The 16,866-nt window shown below is 54.8% G+C and carries 15 protein-coding genes, 4 tRNA genes and 1 pseudogene; 6 read left to right on the forward strand and 14 right to left on the reverse strand.

All coding sequences use genetic code 11. The features are described from left to right. The first annotated feature begins 66 nt into the window (after nucleotides 1–66). Nucleotides 67–348: an iron donor protein CyaY gene (gene cyaY, locus K6958_RS19140; protein WP_249892576.1), complete on the forward strand. Its 282-nt coding sequence runs from the start codon at nucleotides 67–69 to the stop codon at nucleotides 346–348. Between the two features lie 55 nt (nucleotides 349–403). On the opposite strand, the gene K6958_RS19145 is transcribed toward cyaY, so the two are convergent. Further along, the gene (locus tag K6958_RS19145; RefSeq protein WP_249892577.1) at nucleotides 404–781 is read right to left on the reverse strand and encodes a hypothetical protein; all 378 of its coding nucleotides are present in this window, start codon (nucleotides 779–781) and stop codon (nucleotides 404–406) included. Between the two features lie 35 nt (nucleotides 782–816). Continuing rightward, nucleotides 817–1,212, reverse strand: a pseudogene (locus K6958_RS19150) (hypothetical protein); the annotation flags it as partial. Between the two features lie 49 nt (nucleotides 1,213–1,261). On the opposite strand from K6958_RS19150, the gene K6958_RS19155 reads away from it, so the two are divergent. Then, nucleotides 1,262–1,408 (forward strand): hypothetical protein, encoded by a 147-nt coding sequence (locus tag K6958_RS19155; protein WP_249892578.1) that lies wholly within the window; start codon nucleotides 1,262–1,264, stop codon nucleotides 1,406–1,408. On the opposite strand, the gene K6958_RS19160 is transcribed toward K6958_RS19155, so the two are convergent. Further along, nucleotides 1,405–3,957, reverse strand: a complete 2,553-nt coding sequence (locus tag K6958_RS19160) for a class I adenylate cyclase (RefSeq protein ID WP_249892579.1) — start codon at nucleotides 3,955–3,957, stop codon at nucleotides 1,405–1,407. The genes K6958_RS19155 and K6958_RS19160 overlap by 4 nt on opposite strands. Nucleotides 3,958–4,247: 290 nt before the next feature. On the opposite strand from K6958_RS19160, the gene hemC reads away from it, so the two are divergent. The 4 genes from hemC to hemY are packed head-to-tail and all read left to right on the forward strand — an operon-like array spanning nucleotide 4,248 to nucleotide 8,282. Continuing rightward, on the forward strand, nucleotides 4,248–5,189 hold the full coding sequence (hemC, locus tag K6958_RS19165; RefSeq protein ID WP_249892580.1) for a hydroxymethylbilane synthase: 942 nt from the start codon (nucleotides 4,248–4,250) through the stop codon (nucleotides 5,187–5,189). Next, nucleotides 5,186–5,932 carry a uroporphyrinogen-III synthase gene (hemD, locus tag K6958_RS19170; RefSeq protein WP_249892581.1) on the forward strand — a complete coding sequence of 249 codons (747 nt, stop codon included), beginning with the start codon at nucleotides 5,186–5,188 and terminating at the stop codon, nucleotides 5,930–5,932. Before hemC ends, hemD begins: the two co-directional genes overlap by 4 nt. A gap of 17 nt (nucleotides 5,933–5,949) precedes the next feature. Next, nucleotides 5,950–7,089 (forward strand): uroporphyrinogen-III C-methyltransferase, encoded by a 1,140-nt coding sequence (hemX, locus tag K6958_RS19175; RefSeq protein ID WP_249892582.1) that lies wholly within the window; start codon nucleotides 5,950–5,952, stop codon nucleotides 7,087–7,089. A 2-nt stretch (nucleotides 7,090–7,091) separates the two neighbouring features. Beyond that, nucleotides 7,092–8,282, forward strand: a complete 1,191-nt coding sequence (gene hemY / locus K6958_RS19180) for a protoheme IX biogenesis protein HemY (RefSeq protein ID WP_249892583.1) — start codon at nucleotides 7,092–7,094, stop codon at nucleotides 8,280–8,282. 858 nt (nucleotides 8,283–9,140) lie between these two features. On the opposite strand, the gene K6958_RS19185 is transcribed toward hemY, so the two are convergent. The 11 genes from K6958_RS19185 to rfbA all read right to left on the reverse strand — a co-directional run bounded on the left by K6958_RS19185 (nucleotide 9,141) and on the right by rfbA (nucleotide 16,862). Then, a tRNA-Pro gene (locus K6958_RS19185) sits at nucleotides 9,141–9,217 on the reverse strand. 31 nt (nucleotides 9,218–9,248) lie between these two features. Continuing rightward, nucleotides 9,249–9,335: transfer RNA gene (locus K6958_RS19190), tRNA-Leu, on the reverse strand. Between the two features lie 16 nt (nucleotides 9,336–9,351). Further along, nucleotides 9,352–9,427: transfer RNA gene (locus tag K6958_RS19195), tRNA-His, on the reverse strand. 59 nt (nucleotides 9,428–9,486) lie between these two features. After that, nucleotides 9,487–9,563 (reverse strand) — tRNA-Arg (locus K6958_RS19200). Between the two features lie 178 nt (nucleotides 9,564–9,741). Then, a complete protein-coding gene (gene wecG, locus K6958_RS19205) occupies nucleotides 9,742–10,482 on the reverse strand; it encodes a lipopolysaccharide N-acetylmannosaminouronosyltransferase (RefSeq protein ID WP_249892584.1) in 741 nt (246 codons plus the stop codon). 1 nt (nucleotide 10,483) lies between these two features. Next, the gene (wzyE, locus tag K6958_RS19210; protein WP_249892585.1) at nucleotides 10,484–11,857 is read right to left on the reverse strand and encodes an ECA oligosaccharide polymerase; all 1,374 of its coding nucleotides are present in this window, start codon (nucleotides 11,855–11,857) and stop codon (nucleotides 10,484–10,486) included. Further along, nucleotides 11,854–12,927 carry a TDP-N-acetylfucosamine:lipid II N-acetylfucosaminyltransferase gene (gene wecF, locus K6958_RS19215; protein WP_249892586.1) on the reverse strand — a complete coding sequence of 358 codons (1,074 nt, stop codon included), beginning with the start codon at nucleotides 12,925–12,927 and terminating at the stop codon, nucleotides 11,854–11,856. Before wecF ends, wzyE begins: the two co-directional genes overlap by 4 nt. After that, nucleotides 12,924–14,174: a lipid III flippase WzxE gene (wzxE, locus tag K6958_RS19220; RefSeq protein ID WP_249892587.1), complete on the reverse strand. Its 1,251-nt coding sequence runs from the start codon at nucleotides 14,172–14,174 to the stop codon at nucleotides 12,924–12,926. The genes wecF and wzxE overlap by 4 nt, the downstream gene beginning before the upstream one ends. Before the next feature lies 1 nt (nucleotide 14,175). Beyond that, complete coding sequence (gene rffA, locus K6958_RS19225; RefSeq protein WP_249892588.1) at nucleotides 14,176–15,306, reverse strand: dTDP-4-amino-4,6-dideoxygalactose transaminase; 1,131 nt, start codon at nucleotides 15,304–15,306, stop codon at nucleotides 14,176–14,178. Between the two features lie 4 nt (nucleotides 15,307–15,310). Beyond that, complete coding sequence (rffC, locus tag K6958_RS19230) at nucleotides 15,311–16,003, reverse strand: dTDP-4-amino-4,6-dideoxy-D-galactose acyltransferase (protein ID WP_249892589.1); 693 nt, start codon at nucleotides 16,001–16,003, stop codon at nucleotides 15,311–15,313. Next, nucleotides 15,981–16,862, reverse strand: coding sequence for a glucose-1-phosphate thymidylyltransferase RfbA (gene rfbA / locus K6958_RS19235; RefSeq protein WP_249892590.1), 882 nt, complete (start codon nucleotides 16,860–16,862; stop codon nucleotides 15,981–15,983). Before rfbA ends, rffC begins: the two co-directional genes overlap by 23 nt. Between the last annotated feature and the right edge of the window lie 4 nt (nucleotides 16,863–16,866).

The following is a 16,866-nucleotide window of genomic DNA, read 5'->3' on the forward strand; positions in this document are numbered from 1 at the left end:
CACACACTTAAGACCTGTCTCGAAAACGGGAAGATAGAGCGGATTTCCCGGCCCTTTCCAGACGATATGCAGCGTGACACCGGGCAGCTTGACGCATACGAGAGCGACAGCGATATCGATTATGAACTCCGTGCCGGAATTATGACGCTCACTTTTGAGAACGGCAGCAAAATTATTATCAATAAACAGGAGCCGCTGCATCAGGTGTGGCTGGCAACCAAAGGTGGCGGCTACCATTTCGATTATCAAAACGGCAGCTGGATTTGCAACCGCAGCGGCGCAGAGTTCTGGCAGCTGCTGTCCGAAGCCTGTAGCGCACAGTCGGGCGAGCGGATTACGCTGCGTTGATTACCTGCCTGAATGCTGGATGGTTTGCATCACAAGGCCCCGTCGGGGCTTTGTTTTAGAAGCTGTATTTGGTTAAGCAGATGGTCTGCAGCTCTTTATTTTGCTCTAAAGAAAATTCCGTTTTCCGCTGGCCTTCTCTTTCCCAGTGCCCGCCCCCCTCATCGTCAGGGACATAGTGATATCCTAAAGCCACCAGATAGTTTTCTAACGCAGCGGTATCCGTTGCACCATTAAAAACAATCCTGCTCATTTCTGGCGAGGGGCCGTCCATCATTCCAAAGAGAAAGTAATAATCATCCGAAATACGCGGCGCATTTTTGATATCTTCATCAACGAAAGAATAATAAAGCCACCAGTCGCTCTGTTTAAAACCAGGACTCTTGTCTGCTACGCTCATCATTTTACAATCAGCTAAAACCAAGGCGATAGCCATCACCACCGTTAGCCCTAGCGTGCGCGTTAGACATTTCATTTTTTCTTAACGTCCCATCCGACGGTGACCTGCGCTCCGGCATCGATACGACGAACGATATCAGAATCAAACTGGGTAAACGGCCTAATCGACATCATAAAATTCGGCAGCCTGCCTTTATAAGGAATATGAGGAATGCGTGTATCAGCGGGATCCGGGAACAGCAGCGGGTTAAATCCTCGGTTTTTAAAACTGCCCAGCGCGCCATAGTAATCCCAGCGCCGGAGCGCCGCCTCTTTACTGACAATTTTCAGCCACGGCCAGTAATTTTGCGGCCGCACAGCTTTATAAAAGCCCAACAGATCGGAAACCAAATCCTCTGCGCTGAAGCCGCTGTCGGTGTACCAGCTAAAAAAGGGCATTGTCTGCCAGTTTTCAAATGCGATCGCCGTCCCCGCATAGTTAACAAGAAGATACTGGCGAAAAAACAATCTGTTCGCTATGAGCAAAATAAGGGAGAAGCGTAGCCGCGCACTTAAGACCTGTCTCGAAAACGTGCCGGGGAAAGAGGGTAATCAGGGATCACAGTATCGTCTGGCGATCGCCAGTAGCCTGAGTAACCGGAACGGCGTGATACTACTGGCTTAGTAAACCTGGAAACGCTGCGGATAGTCGTTGCTGTCCGGCTGGTTAGCGCACAGCTGGGTCAGAGTCTGACTGCGAAAGGGAATGACCTGGGTGCGATTATCTACGCTGACAATTTGATAAAATTGCGGCAGATTGAAATTAACGAAGCTGGAGCCGTAGGTGAAGCGATCGTGCGAAGAGGAGTAGAAGCGGCTTACGTCGCGCACCAGCTCCTCTTTACTGCCTTCACAGTGGTGATACACCTCGATGCGGTTCGCTTCATCCAGAATATAGATATTGAAGCCGCTGTCGTTATTGGTGTCCTCAAAAAAGAACTGAATGATCCCTTCGCTGGCATAGCCATTGACCACCGGCGGCAACTGTACCTGCTCAGTCTCGACTTTAATCGACAGGCCGTGCAGCTTGTTATTAGAGATAGCGCCGTAAAACTCCACCGCGTTTTCCAGCTTCTGTACCGAAACGCCCAGACGTTCAAAGAACAGCCCCCAGGTTTGCCCGGCCACGCGCAGCGCCTTAAACCGACCCGGATCCTGGCGCGTACTGGAAAGACGCAGCTCAATACATTCCGAAACCAGCTGCTGTACGCGCGTCCGTATCAGGCCGCGCAGATGCTGGCTATAACAGAACACTTCCACCGCATCGGGTGGCGATGCATCCTGATGCATCTTGCCAAGAATAGTTTTTAACGCGTCCAGCATCGCCTGCTCGCCGCTGAAGTGCAGCGTACGTACTTCATTCCATGAGTTGCGATACAGGAGATCAATGCTGCCGATCAGGCACTGCTGCTGTTGCCCAAAGCTGAATACGTCCAGCTTGCGGAAATCAAAGTGCACCACCTGGTTACGGAAAGCGGCAGTCGGGTCATACTCCAGATTAACGATCAGCGCCAGATGACGAATTTCACATGGGCTGTAGAGCGCTTTTGCCGTAGGGGCCGGCAGCCGCAGCGGAAAATGATGCGAAACATCCGCTACCAGCTCCTGCAAACGCGCCAGGTCGCATGTCTCATTGCCTTTAATATGCAGGCGGGTTCTTTCGGTTAGCAGGCCGTTAAACCAGGCCCAGGCCACCAGCTTATTCAGGTAACGGTTATATTCCAGCGGCTGATGGCTGATAATTGAGTCCATATCCGGCGCCTGGTTATACAGATACCAGCCAGACCGGTTCGCGCGCCCTGCGGGAACATGAATAAAGGTTAAATGCGTTTCCGAGAGATCGGGTGAAATCTGCGGGTTAACCAGCGTCACCTTGCCCGGCAGCGCTTCAAAGGCGGCATACAGCTTACGCGTCAGCACGCCAATATCCTGCGGGCTGGCGCTGACGCTTAAGTTGTTACGGCGCGCAAAACGAATCAGGTTGCGATAGCTCTGCATCATCGCGTCCAGTAATTCATTATGCGCTTCGCGCACGCGCTCGATTTTCCAGTCGGCACGGCTGTCGAGTATCGCAAGACGCGCCTCGTCCCAGCCCCATTCGCTAACCAGCTGCGCCAGAATCTCACGTCGCCAGCCGGAACGATGCGCGTTGCCATCCTGCGACAGCTTTTCACACACCTTCAGGTAAAAACAGCGACGAACCAGATCGAGCCGGGCGTGATCGTCGATACTGGTCAGGTAGTGCGTGACGCGTTCCAGCATCATGCAGTAAGGATCAAGACCGAACGACACGATTTCACCATCGTGCAGGCGCTGTTTAATATCCATCGCCAGCAGGCGCGTTTGCGGATACTCCCAGGAATAGGCTTCCAGCAGTAGGGTTTTCAATACCGCTTTATAGGGTGAATCTATGCTTTTATAAAGCTGCCACAGGCTGGCGCCAAAATACTCTTCGGCGGAAAGCGTACTCAGCCCGCCCAGATCGAGCCATTCATTCGGCGTCAGTACCCCTTGCGCATAGAGCGACATCACATAGTCGTCGTAATGCTCTTCTTCTTCACCCGGCACCATATTCCACAGGATGCGCTTGCCCGCCATACGCACGGCGGTACGGTAAAACTCATCCAGCAGTAAGATATGCTGCGTTGATCCACAATCTTCGCCGCCCAGGCTGCCGCTTTCATTGTGACGGAAGCGATTCTCGTCGATCAGGAAGAAACTGACCTCAACGCCCATCGCCGCGCACCACTTCTGCAACAGCTGGCATTTTTTCTGCAGCGCCAGACGTTCTTCGCTGTCCAGCCATGATTGATGGCAAACCCAAATATCCAGGTCGGAGGTGCTGTTCTGCCCTACGGAGGAGGTACTGCCCATAGAATAGAGGCCGGTGATCGGCATCTCTCCTTTAGGCGGTATGGCGACCGACTGCTGCGATTTACGCTCGATATCCTGCAGGTAGTGCAGTTGGCTTTCATCAGACGTGTAGAAGCTGATGCCGTAGGGAACGTTACCTTCAAGGTAGCCCGGCATCAAAGGATGATGATGATGTAATAAGGTTGGCAGCAGACCGTATACCTGCTGAAAAGCAGGGCCCATCGCAGCCAGCGCGCGATCGACGCGCAGTTGGTTGATGGCATCCAGTCTCTGTTTCAGTGTCTCAATGTAGAGGTACAAGACGTCTCGCCTGATTGTCCCAGTGCTTATAAATAACCCTGTTTCCCTGACCTACCGCTTCATTAAAAAAATTTTCGGGTAGATTATTGCTGGAAACGTGATCAATCTAACACCTGGCAGATTGACCGTAAAGAAAGTTGCGCTACTTAACAGTTTAGCACGCTTTATCCACCGATCGATCTGTCCTGTCCCTTTTACGCTTTCCTTTATTCGTCTAAAAATCGTGGAAACTGACAGCCTTCCTGTATCAATGATAGGATAATCAGTGAACGATCAAAACGGTATCAAGCATGTTAGATAAAATTTTAAGAATTGCCACCAGACAAAGTCCGCTGGCGTTATGGCAGGCACAATATGTTCAGCAGCGTCTGATGGCCTCTCACCCGGGGTTGCGGGTAGAGCTGGTGCCGATGGTCACGCGCGGCGACATTATTCTCGATACGCCGCTGGCAAAAGTGGGCGGCAAGGGGCTATTCGTCAAAGAGCTTGAGCTGGCGATGCTTGAAAACCGTGCCGATATCGCGGTGCACTCCATGAAAGATGTGCCGGTAGAATTCCCGCAAGGTTTGGGCCTGGTCACTATTTGCGAGCGTGAAGACCCGCTGGATGCCTTCGTCTCGAATCAATATGCCACGCTGGATGATTTACCGCAGGGCGCTATCATCGGCACATCCAGCCTGCGGCGTCAGTGCCAGCTGGCTGAATTACGGCCCGATCTGACGATTCGCTCGCTGCGCGGCAATGTCGGTACGCGGCTGTCAAAACTGGATGCTGGTGAATATGACGCCATTATTCTGGCTGCCGCCGGCCTGAAACGCCTCGGCCTGGAGGATCGCATTCGTTATGCCATTCCCGCCGAGGTCTCGCTGCCTGCCGTCGGCCAGGGCGCGGTTGGCATCGAATGTCGCCTTGATGATGAGCAGACCATTATGCTGCTGGCGGCGTTAAATGATGACGATACCGCCACGCGGGTCAAAGCGGAGCGCGCCATGAATACGCGGCTGGAAGGCGGCTGTCAGGTGCCTATTGGTAGCTATGCCGTGCTTGAAGGCGATAATATCTGGCTGCGCGGCCTGGTCGGTTCGCCAGACGGTACGGCGATGATTCGCGGTGAACGTCGCGGCCCGCGCAGTCAGGCGGAGCAGCTGGGCATTTCATTGGCGGATGAGCTGCTGCAAAACGGCGCACGAGAAATTTTGCGCGAAGTTTATCAGGGGAACCCACCGGCATGAACATCCTTGTCACCCGCCCTTCTCCTTCAGGCGATGAGCTGGTGACGCGCCTGTGTGCGCTGGGTTATACGGCCTGGGGCTTTCCATTAATTGAGTTTTCCCCCGGTCACGAGCTGGCGCAGCTTCCCCAGCAGCTTGCGGCTCTGTCGCCTGGCGACCTGGTTTTTGTCCTTTCTCAGCATGTTATGCATTACGCGCAGCCCTGTATGCAGCGGGCAGGTCTAACATGGCCCGCTTCGCTGGACTATTATGCTATAGGACGCAGCACCGCGCTGGCGTTGCACCGTGCCAGCGGGCAGAACGTTGTCTGGCCGCCGGAGCGTGAAACCAGCGAGACGCTGCTGCAATTGCCGACGCTGCGACGGCTAAAGGGAAAAAAAGCGTTGATCCTCCGTGGCAACGGCGGCCGCGAACTGCTTGGTGCCACGCTGGCGCAGCGCGGGGCCGACGTCCGCTTCCTGGAATGCTATCAGCGCTGTGAAAAGTTTTATCACGGCCCCAGTGAAGGAAAACGCTGGCGCGACCGCGGCATTGATACGCTGGTGGTCACCAGCGGCGAGATGCTGCAACAACTTCATCGGCTATTCCCCGCGATCGATCGTGAGGAATGGCTGCTGGGCTGTCGGCTACTGGTCGTCAGCGAACGTTTGGCTACCCTGGCCCAGGAACTTGGCTGGAGTGATATCAAGGTAGCTGATGGTGCTGATAACGACGCGCTGATGCGCGCGTTACAAACAACTTGAAAATGGGATGTGCCACAATGACGGAACAAAAAGATTCCTCCGCCATGGTTGAAGAGACTACGCCTGCGGTAGAAACCACGACTCCGCCTGCCAAAAAGCCGACGCGTAAATCAGGCCAAACCGGCACCGCGCTGGGCGCGCTGGCGATTGTGATTGCGCTGGCGATTGGCGCCGGGCTATGGGTCAATGCGCGTCATCAGGCGCAGCAGCAGGCGCAAGTCAGCCAGACGCTAAGCGAACAGCTCTCTGCGCTAACGCAGCAAAGCGAACGCGAGAAAGCGCAGCTAAAACAGCAGTTAAGCGCACAGAGCAGCGACTTACAGACCGCGCACGCCCAACAGGCCGCCCTGAGCCAGCAATTGGATGAGTTAAAGGAAAAAGTAGCCACCATTTCAGGTAATGATTCACGCACCTGGCTACTGGCGCAGGCGGATTATCTGGTGAAGCTGGCAGGCCGTAAGCTGTGGAGCGATCAGGATGTCACCACCGCAGCGGCACTGTTAAAAAGCGCGGACGCCAGCCTGGCGGATATGAACGATCCCAGCCTGGTGCCGGTGCGTCGGGCGATTACGCAGGATATCAGTAACCTTTCGGCGGTAAGCCAGGTAGACTACGACGGCATTATTTTAAAGCTGAACCAGCTTTCTAACGGCGTTGATAATCTGCGTTTGGCGGATAACGACAGCGACGAAGCGCCCATGGATGCCGACAGTAATGAGCTCAGCTCTTCGCTGCGCGAATGGCGGCAAAACCTGGTGAAAAGCTGGCACAAGTTTATGGATGATTTTATTACCATCCGCCGTCGCGATAATACTGCAGAACCGCTTTTAGCGCCGAATCAGGATGTTTACCTACGGGAAAATATCCGTTCGCGCCTGCTGATTGCCGCCCAGGCCGTGCCGCGTCATCAGGATGAAATCTATCGCCAGTCGGTGGATACCGTATCGACTTGGGTGCGCGCCTGGTTTGATACCAGCGACGCCAGTACTAAATCTTTCCTGGCGCAGCTTGATGATTTGAGCCAGCAGAATGTCTCTATGGATATTCCGGAATCGCTGGAAAGCCAACCGTTGCTGGACAAGCTGATGCAAACGCGAGTGCGTAACCTGCTGGCGCAGCCCGCTGAGCCGGCAGCACAGCCGCAGCAGGGAGAGTAACGATGCTTAAAGTTTTTATTCTGTTTCTCCTGCTGATCGCCGGCGTGGTCATTGGCCCCATGATTGCGGGCCATCAAGGCTATGTGCTGATCCAGACCGATAACTGGAATATTGAAACCAGCGTCACCGGTCTGGCTATCATATTGATTATCGCGCTGCTGGTGATTCTGGGCGTGGAATGGCTGCTGCGCCGCCTGTTTCGTACCGGCGCGAAAACTCGCGGCTGGTTCATGGGACGCAAGCGCAACCGCGCCCGTCGTCAGACGCATGAAGCGCTGATTAAGCTGGCGGAAGGCGATTATCATCAGGTGGAAAAACTGCTGTCGCGCAATGCCGATCATGCGGAACAGCCGGTGGTCAATTATCTGTTAGCGGCCGAAGCGGCACAGCAGCGCGGCGATGAAATGCGCGCTAATCAGCATCTGGAAAGGGCCGCCGATCTGGCGCATAACGATCCTATTCCAGTGGAAATTACCCGCGTTCGTCTTCAGCTGGCGCGTAATGAAGATCACGCCGCGCGTCATGGCGTCGATCGGTTGCTGGACGTAGCGCCGCGTCATCCGGAAGTGTTGCGTTTGGCGGAGCAGGCTTATGTTCGCACCGGCGGCTGGAGCGCGCTGATCGATATTCTGCCGACCATGGAAAAAACGCAGGTGGCGGACGAAGAACATATTAAAGCGCTGCGTCAACAAGCCTGGCTGGGTCTGATGAGTCAGGCGATGGCGGAACAGGGCAGCGAAGGCCTGAAGCGCTGGTGGCAGAGCCTGAGTCGCAAAACGCGCCATGAAACGGCTCTGCAGGTGGCGATGGCGGATCATTTAATCGCCTGTGACGATCATGATACCGCCCAACAGATCGTGCTGGATGGACTGAAGCGCCATTATGATGAGCGCTTAATCCTGCTGATGCCTCGCCTGAAAACCGGCAATCCGGAACAGCTGGAAAAAGCGCTGCGCCAGCAGATTAAGCAGCACGGCGCGACGCCTTTGCTGTACAGCACGTTAGGGCAGCTATTGATGAAACATGGCGAATGGCAGCAGGCCAGCGAAGCGTTCCGGGAAGCGCTGAAGCAGCGTCCGGATGGGTTTGATTACGCCTGGCTGGCCGATACGCTGGATAAGCTGCATCATCCGGAAGAGGCCGCGCAAATGCGCCGGGAAGGTTTATTGCTGACGTTAAAAAATAACCGCTAAGCACAGTGCGGAAAAAAGCCGGGATAATCTCCCGGCTTTTTTTATGGAGCCAGCCTGGGCTGATCCAGCCAATAGTGAAACCGTTTTCCCCGCCGCGCCAGATAAAAAAACACCTGCCTAAAACAGGCAGGTGTAAAAATCAGGTCGGTAAGACAACCGGATTGGTACCCGACTCAACGTAGTGCCCTTAAAATCCAATAAGGCGAACGATATTGGCTGGCTGGACAACGGGTACCCTAATTTGGCTCTGCATCATTCCTGAGTTTATGAAGCCGAAGCGAACATAAGAGGTGGAATGAGCATCTACGCTGATATTATTGCACAAGCTGTGCCACTCTGCGCTTATGTTGCGTTTAATTTTCTATCCCTTTGAACAATAAAGTAAAATATTGCTATTTTGCGCCACTGTTTTTGTTATCTGTTATTAGCTGACGACAGCTCAGAAATAAGCGTCTCTATCTTGAGACACTCCACCAGCCATAAAGGTAAGGCCAATCAAATCAAAGAATTATATGTCTCCAGCCAGAGACACAGGCGGTAAAAACAACGACATCCGCACATGGGCGAATAACGTGCCATAACTTAGAGACAATCAGGTTCCTTTGCTGTCGACGCTATAATTAAAAATCATCAGGAAGGTATAGCTGGTTAAGCAGAGATAGTGGGAAGCGATAAAGGGTAGGTTACGATTTTTTTAGGGTATCTGACGTTGGTTTCGCTTTGTGCAGAAAGTGGATAGCATGGCCTTTAAGGCAGCCTTAACGTGACCCATAACATCATTATCGGGGACAGTGAGGATAAATAAAGCAGAAGCAGAATATCAGATACAAAAAAACTTGCATAAGCAGGTTAATAAGATGGTCGGCGAGAGAGGATTCGAACCTCCGACCCACTGGTCCCAAACCAGTTGCGCTACCAAGCTGCGCTACTCGCCGACATAATGCTCTTATCTTACTTTCTTTTGCCTGGTGCGAAGAGAGGGACTTGAACCCTCACGTCCGTTAAGACACTAACACCTGAAGCTAGCGCGTCTACCAATTCCGCCACCTTCGCATGTTCCAGCAAAAGTTGGGGTGGCTAATGGGACTCGAACCCACGACAACTGGAATCACAATCCAGGGCTCTACCAACTGAGCTATAGCCACCATTACTTCTTACTACTAACGCGGTAAATGTTACCACCGCAGCTCTTGCGCCCGATTAATGGCGCGCCCGACAGGATTCGAACCTGAGACCTCTGCCTCCGGAGGGCAGCGCTCTATCCAGCTGAGCTACGGGCGCGTAGCGCCGTTGCGGATGGGGATACTACGGATTTGCACCCAACCTGTCCAGTGCTTTTTTAAGAAAAAAACGCGTTTGCTTACGCTTTGTGCATTCCGTCTAAACAAACGCCACTTCAGGGCGGCAAGCGAATAAAAATCCGCCATTTAGCCGTTTACCGCCCTGAAACAGTCTGGCTTTAGAGTTGACCGCGGTAGTAATAACCGAGGAATTTTATCAGCCGCAGCTGACGGCGCAGGCGGCTCGGCTGGCTTAACAGGCGGTAAAGCCACTCCAGCCCCAGCCGTTGCCAGATAACCGGCGCACGCTTAACGTGTCCGGTGAACACATCATAGGTGCCGCCAACGCCCATATAGAGCGCCTGCGGCCAAACCATCCGGCACGCCTGCATCAGCAGTTCCTGCTTTGGCGACCCCATCGCCACCGTCACGATCTGCGCCCCGCTCTGCGCGACACGCTGGAATAACGCTTCACTGTCGTCGGCGCTGAAATAGCCGTGCTGCGCGCCAACAATATTAACCTGCCACTGCTGGCGTAGCTTCGCTACCGTCTCTTCCATCACCTGCGGCTTGCCGCCGATCAGAAATACTGGAATACCCTGCTGACCGGCGCGCGCCATTAACGCTTCCCATAAATCAGCGCCGGCGATACGCGTCACCTGCGCCTGCGGATACTTTTTATGGATAGCGCGTACGATACTGATACCGTCCGGGTATTTGATTTCCGCTGCGTCGATCAACTGATGCAGCGCCGGGTTTTCCTCATAGGCTAATACTTTTTCTGCGTTAATGGCCACCAGGGTGCCGCTACGCGCGGTGCCGCCTGGACAGAGATAATCCAGGCACTCAGCCATGCCGGAAAAACCGTGTAGCCTGATGCCACGAATCTGGTATGGGGGCGCCTTCGGCGTGACATCCATCTTAATAATCCTCACATCTTTCCGCCGCCGGGCGCGCTTCCGTTATTACGGCTGCGCGGCGATGCGGGCGAATCAAACCAGCGCTATCCAGCAGCCAGAACAGTAGCTTAGCGATCATGACGCAGGCGGCAAAAATCAAACAGAAAAAAACCACTCGGCTGACAAAGGCATCTAACCCCTCGCGCGCCAGCACAATGATGTTGAACACCGCGCCGAAACAGAAGCTCTGCAAGATAGCTGACTTATAGCGATTCGAATGCTGTTTACCGCGCTCATAAAGCCAGTCGAACCATTTGATAATCAGGCCCACCGCAACCGCACCGACCGGGATAAAGGCCGCGCCGCCCATGACCACCAGCGACCCCAGCAACGTCGGTGAGATCGCCAGGCCCGAGTGGTTGTTCAGCACTTCCCAGGTAAAATAGTTGGCGCTATTCAGCACCAGCGAAGGCCGATTCGGCCACAGCCAGCCGGGAATATAGACATAAAAATCGCGAACAATCGGCGCCAGCCCCTGGAAATGGATATTGTCATAGTTCTGCAACAGCAGCGCCAGGTTCTCCCACGGCGAGAAAGTGTCGCGCGTCAGATAAAGAAAGGTGTACAGCGCCTCTGCGCCGCTGACGTCAAGGTTATAGCGCCGCAGCGCCAGCCAGAACATTCCCACAATACCGAACGCACCGGCGGCAGCCAGCATCCACAGCGTGATCCAGCCGCGGATAATGCCGATAAAAAGAAACAGGGCGAAAGCGATAATAATGTTGGCGCGCGTGCCGCCAACAATGGCGTAGGTCAGCAGGCCAAAGGCAACGGTGCTGACAAGAAAGAACAGCCAGGCACGTCGTCCCGGTTTCAGGAAGTAAACCACCAGCATTGCCGGAATAAAGAAATAGAAGAAGCGTTTAAGCGCAACGCCAGAGACTTCGCTGGAGAATATCTCGCTGTAGGCATGCAGTCGGAACAGCAGGAAACCGTTACGCATAAAGAAGATCGCCACGGTAATCAGCGCCAGCAGCGCCAGAATGCCCCAAATCAAATGCGCCTCTACCCGGTTCACGCTAAACAGACTGCGTCCGCTATCGACCCGCCGCGCCCGCAGACGCGTTTTGTAACTGACATAATAGATGGCGTAAAAGCTGCCGGCCGCCAGCAGCGCCTGTAATAAAAACGCTGGCGGCACCACCGCGACATCAAAACGGAACACCAGCAGGCTGGTTAAGGGAAAACCGAAATAAAAGGTCAGCAAAAACAATAGCGAAAAAAAGACGTTAAAGTTAAAGCGCACCCGACGGAACTCGCGCCACGTTAGGGTCAGAATAAAGCCCAGCGAAACCAGCCAGACCAGCAACAGGCCACCAAACTGCGCGAGACTCATTGCGATTCTCCTTCTGCCAGCGTTAGCGCCTGCTGCCAGCCGGCAACAAAGGCCGGATCGAAGAAGGCGATACTGCTTTTATCAATTCCGGACAGTTGCTGACGAGCCTGAGCGACAATTTCCGGGCTCAGCGTATCATTATCAAACAGTACGGGAAGCTGCTGCTCTACCATATCCTGCCAGAACGGATTTTTCCGGTTCAATACCACCGGTACATTAGCCTGCATCAGCAGGCAAAGCGTGCCGATGCCCTGCTGTCGTTCAAAAACAAAATAGCCCAAATCGCAGTCGGCGATCAGCTGCAGATAGTCATCAAACGCCATTTTATCGGTGAGCAGCGCGACCTGGCCCTGGGGAAATAGCGCCTTCGCCGCAGCGCTCACCTGGCTGATATAGGCCTGGTTATTTGGCGGATAACCGAGCGGTACTATCACCCTGAGCTGCTCGCCAAACTGCTGGCGAATAGCCTGCAGCGCCGGTATATGGCGGTTGCTGGCATCGCCAGAATTCCCTAACAGCAACGTAAAGGTTTTATCCTGACGCTGACGGGCCGGCATCGTTTGATGCATCCGCGTAGGGAAATAGAGTAACGAAGCCGGTACGTGCCGATGGCGCTGTTGATAATGGCTGATATCGCCACGGGTAGCGAACAGGTGCGCTATCCGTCCCTGCGCCAGACGACGCAGCTGATAAAACAGACGGTATTTCAGGCTGCGTGACTCTTCATACAGGTCTGCGCCCCAGACGTGCCAGTAAACCTGCCTGCGGCGCAAACCACCGTTGAGTAACGCCAGCCACAGCCAGGGGTTAAACTGCCCGTGCAGGAAAAAGCGGGTTTGTCGATCGCGCGCACGCTGCAATACCGCCTGCGCCAGCGCTTTTTTACTGGCAAAAATGTGCACCTGTAATGCCGGCCAGGCCGCGGCAAGCGCATCATCCTGGCTGACGACCATAAACGTGCGCGGCGTGCGGCACGGCTGCGCTTGCGCCATTACATCATTAAAAAAGCGCAGGATAGTCTGGTTATGATGCGGAATATCCGAACCCAGTACATGAATCAATGTCGTCATACTCTTCGGCGATAAATCAAAAAGGCGCATAAACAGAGCGCGAAATAGACAATATAGGTAGCCATATACGCCTGAGCGGCGCCAATCGCGCCGTAAGACGGAATCAACCAGCGTGAAAATGCGGTCAGCAATATAAACTGGCTAAGCTCGGCGGCAATATAAAAACGCAGCGAGGCTTTCGCAATTACCAAATAGCCGAAAACATAGGCTCCGACCTTAAGCACATCGCCAACCAACTGCCAGATAAAGAGATCGCGCATGCCGACAAACTGACTGGAAAACAGCAGCCAGATCGCCACATCACGCAGCAGCCAGACACAAAAGCCTACGGCGGCCACCGCCGGCAGCACAAAGCGCAGCGTACGGAAAATTTCACGTGAGATCTCGACCTTTGAATTCAGGCGTGAGAGGGTCGGCAGCAGCCAGACGCTAAAAGTAGCGGTAATAAACTGCAGCCAGGCATCGGAAATCGTAGTAACGCCCTGCCACAGCCCCACCTCTTCCCAGCTATAGCGCGCCGCCAGCAGGTTACGCATCATCATCCAGGCGATGGGCAGCGTGGCGGAGGTGATCAGCGCCATCAACGTAAACTTAGCCAGTTGACGCGCCAGCTCCCCTTGCCAGCGCGGCGCCAGCGCCCGCAGCGGTAGATGATCGCGCTTTATCAGCAGCAGCAAAGCCGGAATCACGATCAGCGCCGGCACCAGCGCCAATCCGACCAGCGCGCCGCTATAGCCGCCGAGCCAGTAACAGATAACATAGCCGATCACGCCAATCACGCTGCCCGCCATCAGCGAAAGCGCATTACCCATCGCATCGCGGAACCCTTTCATGATCGCCAGCGCCAGGTTGGCCCAGGCGATCCCCATCTGTAAAAAGGCCACGATGCGGATCACCTGTTGGTAGCGATCGTGGCCAAACAGCAATTCACTAATGGGCGCAGCGGCCAGCAAAAAAACCACCGCCAGCAGCGTGGAGAAACCGAGCACCATGGTGGCGGCGGTGCCGGTAACGGCGGCCAGCTGCGGCGGCTGCTGTTGGTACTGCGCAACATATTTGGTAACGCCGTTAAAAATACCGGCTCCCGCCAGCACGCCCAGCACGGTAATCAGCTGGCGGAAGTTACCCGCCTGGCCCACGCCTTCCGGCCCAAAGCTAACCGCAAGCAGCTTTACCACCAGCAAACCGGCAGCAATTTTTACCAGCGTGGACGCTGCCGTCCACACCGAGGCTTTTGCAAGTGACATATCAGGAGAAGAAGCTCAGCAGAGAATTAATAACGGTGCTTTGATTGTTCTCGGACAAGTTATAGAACAGCGGCAGACGCAGCAGGCGTTCGCTTTCGATGGTGGTATAGCGATCTTCGTCCGCAAAGCGGCCAAACTGCGCTCCCGCCGGCGAGCTATGCAGCGGAATATAATGAAATACCGCCAGTATCTCGGCCTCTTTTAACCAGTTGATCAGTGCCACCCGATCGTCCGCATCGCGCAGTTTAATGTAAAACATATGCGCGTTATGTTCGCAGTGCGACGGGATGACCGGCAGTTCAATACGGCCACGGGCAGCAACCGGCTTCAGGGCGTCATAATAACGCTGCCAAAGATACAGCCGCTGCTGATTAATGCGTGTTGCCGCTTCCAGCTGCGCCCAGAGGTAGGCCGCCTGCAAATCAGACATCAGATAGCTAGAACCAATATCGCGCCAGGTATATTTATCTACCTGACCACGGAAAAACTGGCTGCGGTTAGTGCCTTTCTCGCGGATAATTTCCGCACGCTCCACCAACGCGCTATCGTTAATCAGCGTGGCGCCGCCTTCACCGCCTGCGGTGTAGTTTTTCGTTTCGTGAAAGCTGAAACAGCCAATATGGCCGATGCTGCCCAGCGCGCGTCCTTTATATGTGGACATCACGCCCTGCGCCGCATCTTCAATCACATACAGCTGATACTTTTGCGCCAGCGCCATAATCGCGTCCATTTCGCAGGCCACGCCCGCATAGTGCACCGGCACGATAGCGCGCGTTTTTTCAGTGATGGCCGCCTCAATACGGGTTTCATCAATATTCATCGTCTCAGGATGCACATCAACAAAGACAATTTTCGCGCCGCGCAGGACAAACGCATTGGCAGTAGAAACAAAAGTGTAGCTCGGCATGATCACTTCATCACCGGGCTGGATATTGATCAGCAGCGCGGCCATTTCCAGCGACGCGGTGCAGGAAGGCGTCAGCAAAACCTTTTTACTGGCGAAACGCTGCTCCATCCACTGCTGGCAGCGACGCGTAAAGCCGCCGTCGCCGCACAGCTTGCCGCTGCCTATGGCGGATTGCATATATTCAACTTCGGTTCCCACCACCGGTGGCGCATTAAATGGAATCATGACGTTACCTGTATAACCAGTAGGCGGTGCTCTCAAGGGTGGCACCGCAACGAAGATAGAGCCGCATTGCGGCCAGATTGCTAAGCTGCGTCGCAACGCGCAGTCTGCTGCGCCGCCGCGCCCGGCACCAGTCAAGCGCCGCCAACATCAGCCGCGTGCCGACGCCCTGTCCCTGAGCCGTCGGCAGCGTGGCCAGCAGGCCGATACGCGCCTCATCAGCGCCCAGCTCGCGCAGCGAAACGAATCCCTGCAGCTTGCCCTGATCATCATGCGCAATCAGACACTGATTATCGAAAGTGCCGCGCACCGCGTTTTCGATCCATTGCGCATAAAAGCGCGCACTGTCGTGCGGTTGATACCAGGGCGCGCGGAAACGGCTGTAAGCGAAGGCGGCGCCAGCGGCGGTACGCAGCGCCGGGATATGCTCCGGACGCGCAATACGAATTCCGGACTGCCGCTCACCGGCAGCCACCGTCAGTTGTAGATCCGCTTCCCCTTCCACCAGGCGAAACCCCAGCTGTTGCAGCGTATCCAGCTGCGCTGTTTGTTGGCTATCGACTTTTGCCTGCACCAGATCAAATGCGTCAAGCTGCGCCAGATCGAGCGTAGCCGCGGCATCCCAGACCAGCTGAGCGCCGTTGCGCTGAAAGAAGGCATTTTCCCAGTCGAGGGGTTTAATACTGGCGTGGACGCGCATGTAAAATATCCAGCAGGTACTGGCCGTAGCCGGTTTTATGCAGAGCCTGAGCCGCACGGCGCAGACTATCATCGTCCAGCCAGCCGTTGCGCCAGGCGATCTCTTCCAGACAGGCGATTTTAAAGCCCTGCCGTTTCTCCACCGTTTGCACAAAGGTGCTGGCTTCAATCAGGCTGTCATGCGTACCGGTATCCAGCCAGGCAAAGCCGCGGCCCAACAGTTCCACGCTTAGCTCGCCCTGCTCCAGATAGCGCTGGTTAATCGACGTAATTTCCAGCTCGCCGCGCTCCGAAGGCTTAACCTGACGAGCGAAGTCCACGACCTGGCTATCGTAAAAGTAGAGCCCGGTGATCGCCCAGTTAGATTTGGGTTTGGTCGGCTTCTCTTCCAGTGAAATCGCCCGGAAATCATCATCAAATTCCACGACGCCAAAGCGCTCCGGATCCATAACCTGATAGCCAAATACCGTAGCGCCCTGACTGCGCGCCGCCACCTTTTTCAGCTTGGGACTGAAACCCTGGCCGAACCAGATGTTATCGCCCAACGCCAGGCAGCTCGGCTCGCCGTTAAGAAATGTTTCGCCAATGATAAAGGCCTGCGCCAGCCCATCCGGACTGGGCTGGGCCGCATACTCCAGCCGGATGCCGAATTCGCTGCCGTTACCCAACAATCGTTGAAAGTGCGGCATATCATCCGGCGTGGTGATAATCAGAATTTCACGAATGCCTGCCAGCATTAATACCGACAGGGGATAGTAGATCATCGGCTTGTCATAGATGGGCAACAGCTGTTTCGATATCCCACGGGTAATGGGATGCAGCCGCGTGCCGGATCCACCGGCCAGAATAATGCCTTTCATTGTG

Origin of the sequence: Mixta hanseatica, assembly GCF_023517775.1 — a bacterium.
Lineage (GTDB): Bacteria > Pseudomonadota > Gammaproteobacteria > Enterobacterales > Enterobacteriaceae > Mixta > Mixta hanseatica.

Coding starts and splice junctions, on each gene's coding strand:
- K6958_RS19145 (WP_249892577.1), bottom strand. CDS start 781: ATGGCTATCGCCTTGGTTTTAGCTGATTGTAAAATGATGAGCGTAGCA.
- hemD (WP_249892581.1), top strand. CDS start 5,186: ATGAACATCCTTGTCACCCGCCCTTCTCCTTCAGGCGATGAGCTGGTG.
- hemX (WP_249892582.1), top strand. CDS start 5,950: ATGACGGAACAAAAAGATTCCTCCGCCATGGTTGAAGAGACTACGCCT.
- cyaY (WP_249892576.1), top strand. CDS start 67: ATGCAGCGTGACACCGGGCAGCTTGACGCATACGAGAGCGACAGCGAT.
- rffA (WP_249892588.1), bottom strand. CDS start 15,306: ATGATTCCATTTAATGCGCCACCGGTGGTGGGAACCGAAGTTGAATAT.
- rfbA (WP_249892590.1), bottom strand. CDS start 16,862: ATGAAAGGCATTATTCTGGCCGGTGGATCCGGCACGCGGCTGCATCCC.
- hemY (WP_249892583.1), top strand. CDS start 7,092: ATGCTTAAAGTTTTTATTCTGTTTCTCCTGCTGATCGCCGGCGTGGTC.
- wecG (WP_249892584.1), bottom strand. CDS start 10,482: ATGGATGTCACGCCGAAGGCGCCCCCATACCAGATTCGTGGCATCAGG.
- rffC (WP_249892589.1), bottom strand. CDS start 16,003: ATGCGCGTCCACGCCAGTATTAAACCCCTCGACTGGGAAAATGCCTTC.
- K6958_RS19155 (WP_249892578.1), top strand. CDS start 1,262: ATGAGCAAAATAAGGGAGAAGCGTAGCCGCGCACTTAAGACCTGTCTC.
- wecF (WP_249892586.1), bottom strand. CDS start 12,927: ATGACGACATTGATTCATGTACTGGGTTCGGATATTCCGCATCATAAC.
- hemC (WP_249892580.1), top strand. CDS start 4,248: ATGTTAGATAAAATTTTAAGAATTGCCACCAGACAAAGTCCGCTGGCG.
- wzxE (WP_249892587.1), bottom strand. CDS start 14,174: ATGTCACTTGCAAAAGCCTCGGTGTGGACGGCAGCGTCCACGCTGGTA.
- wzyE (WP_249892585.1), bottom strand. CDS start 11,857: ATGAGTCTCGCGCAGTTTGGTGGCCTGTTGCTGGTCTGGCTGGTTTCG.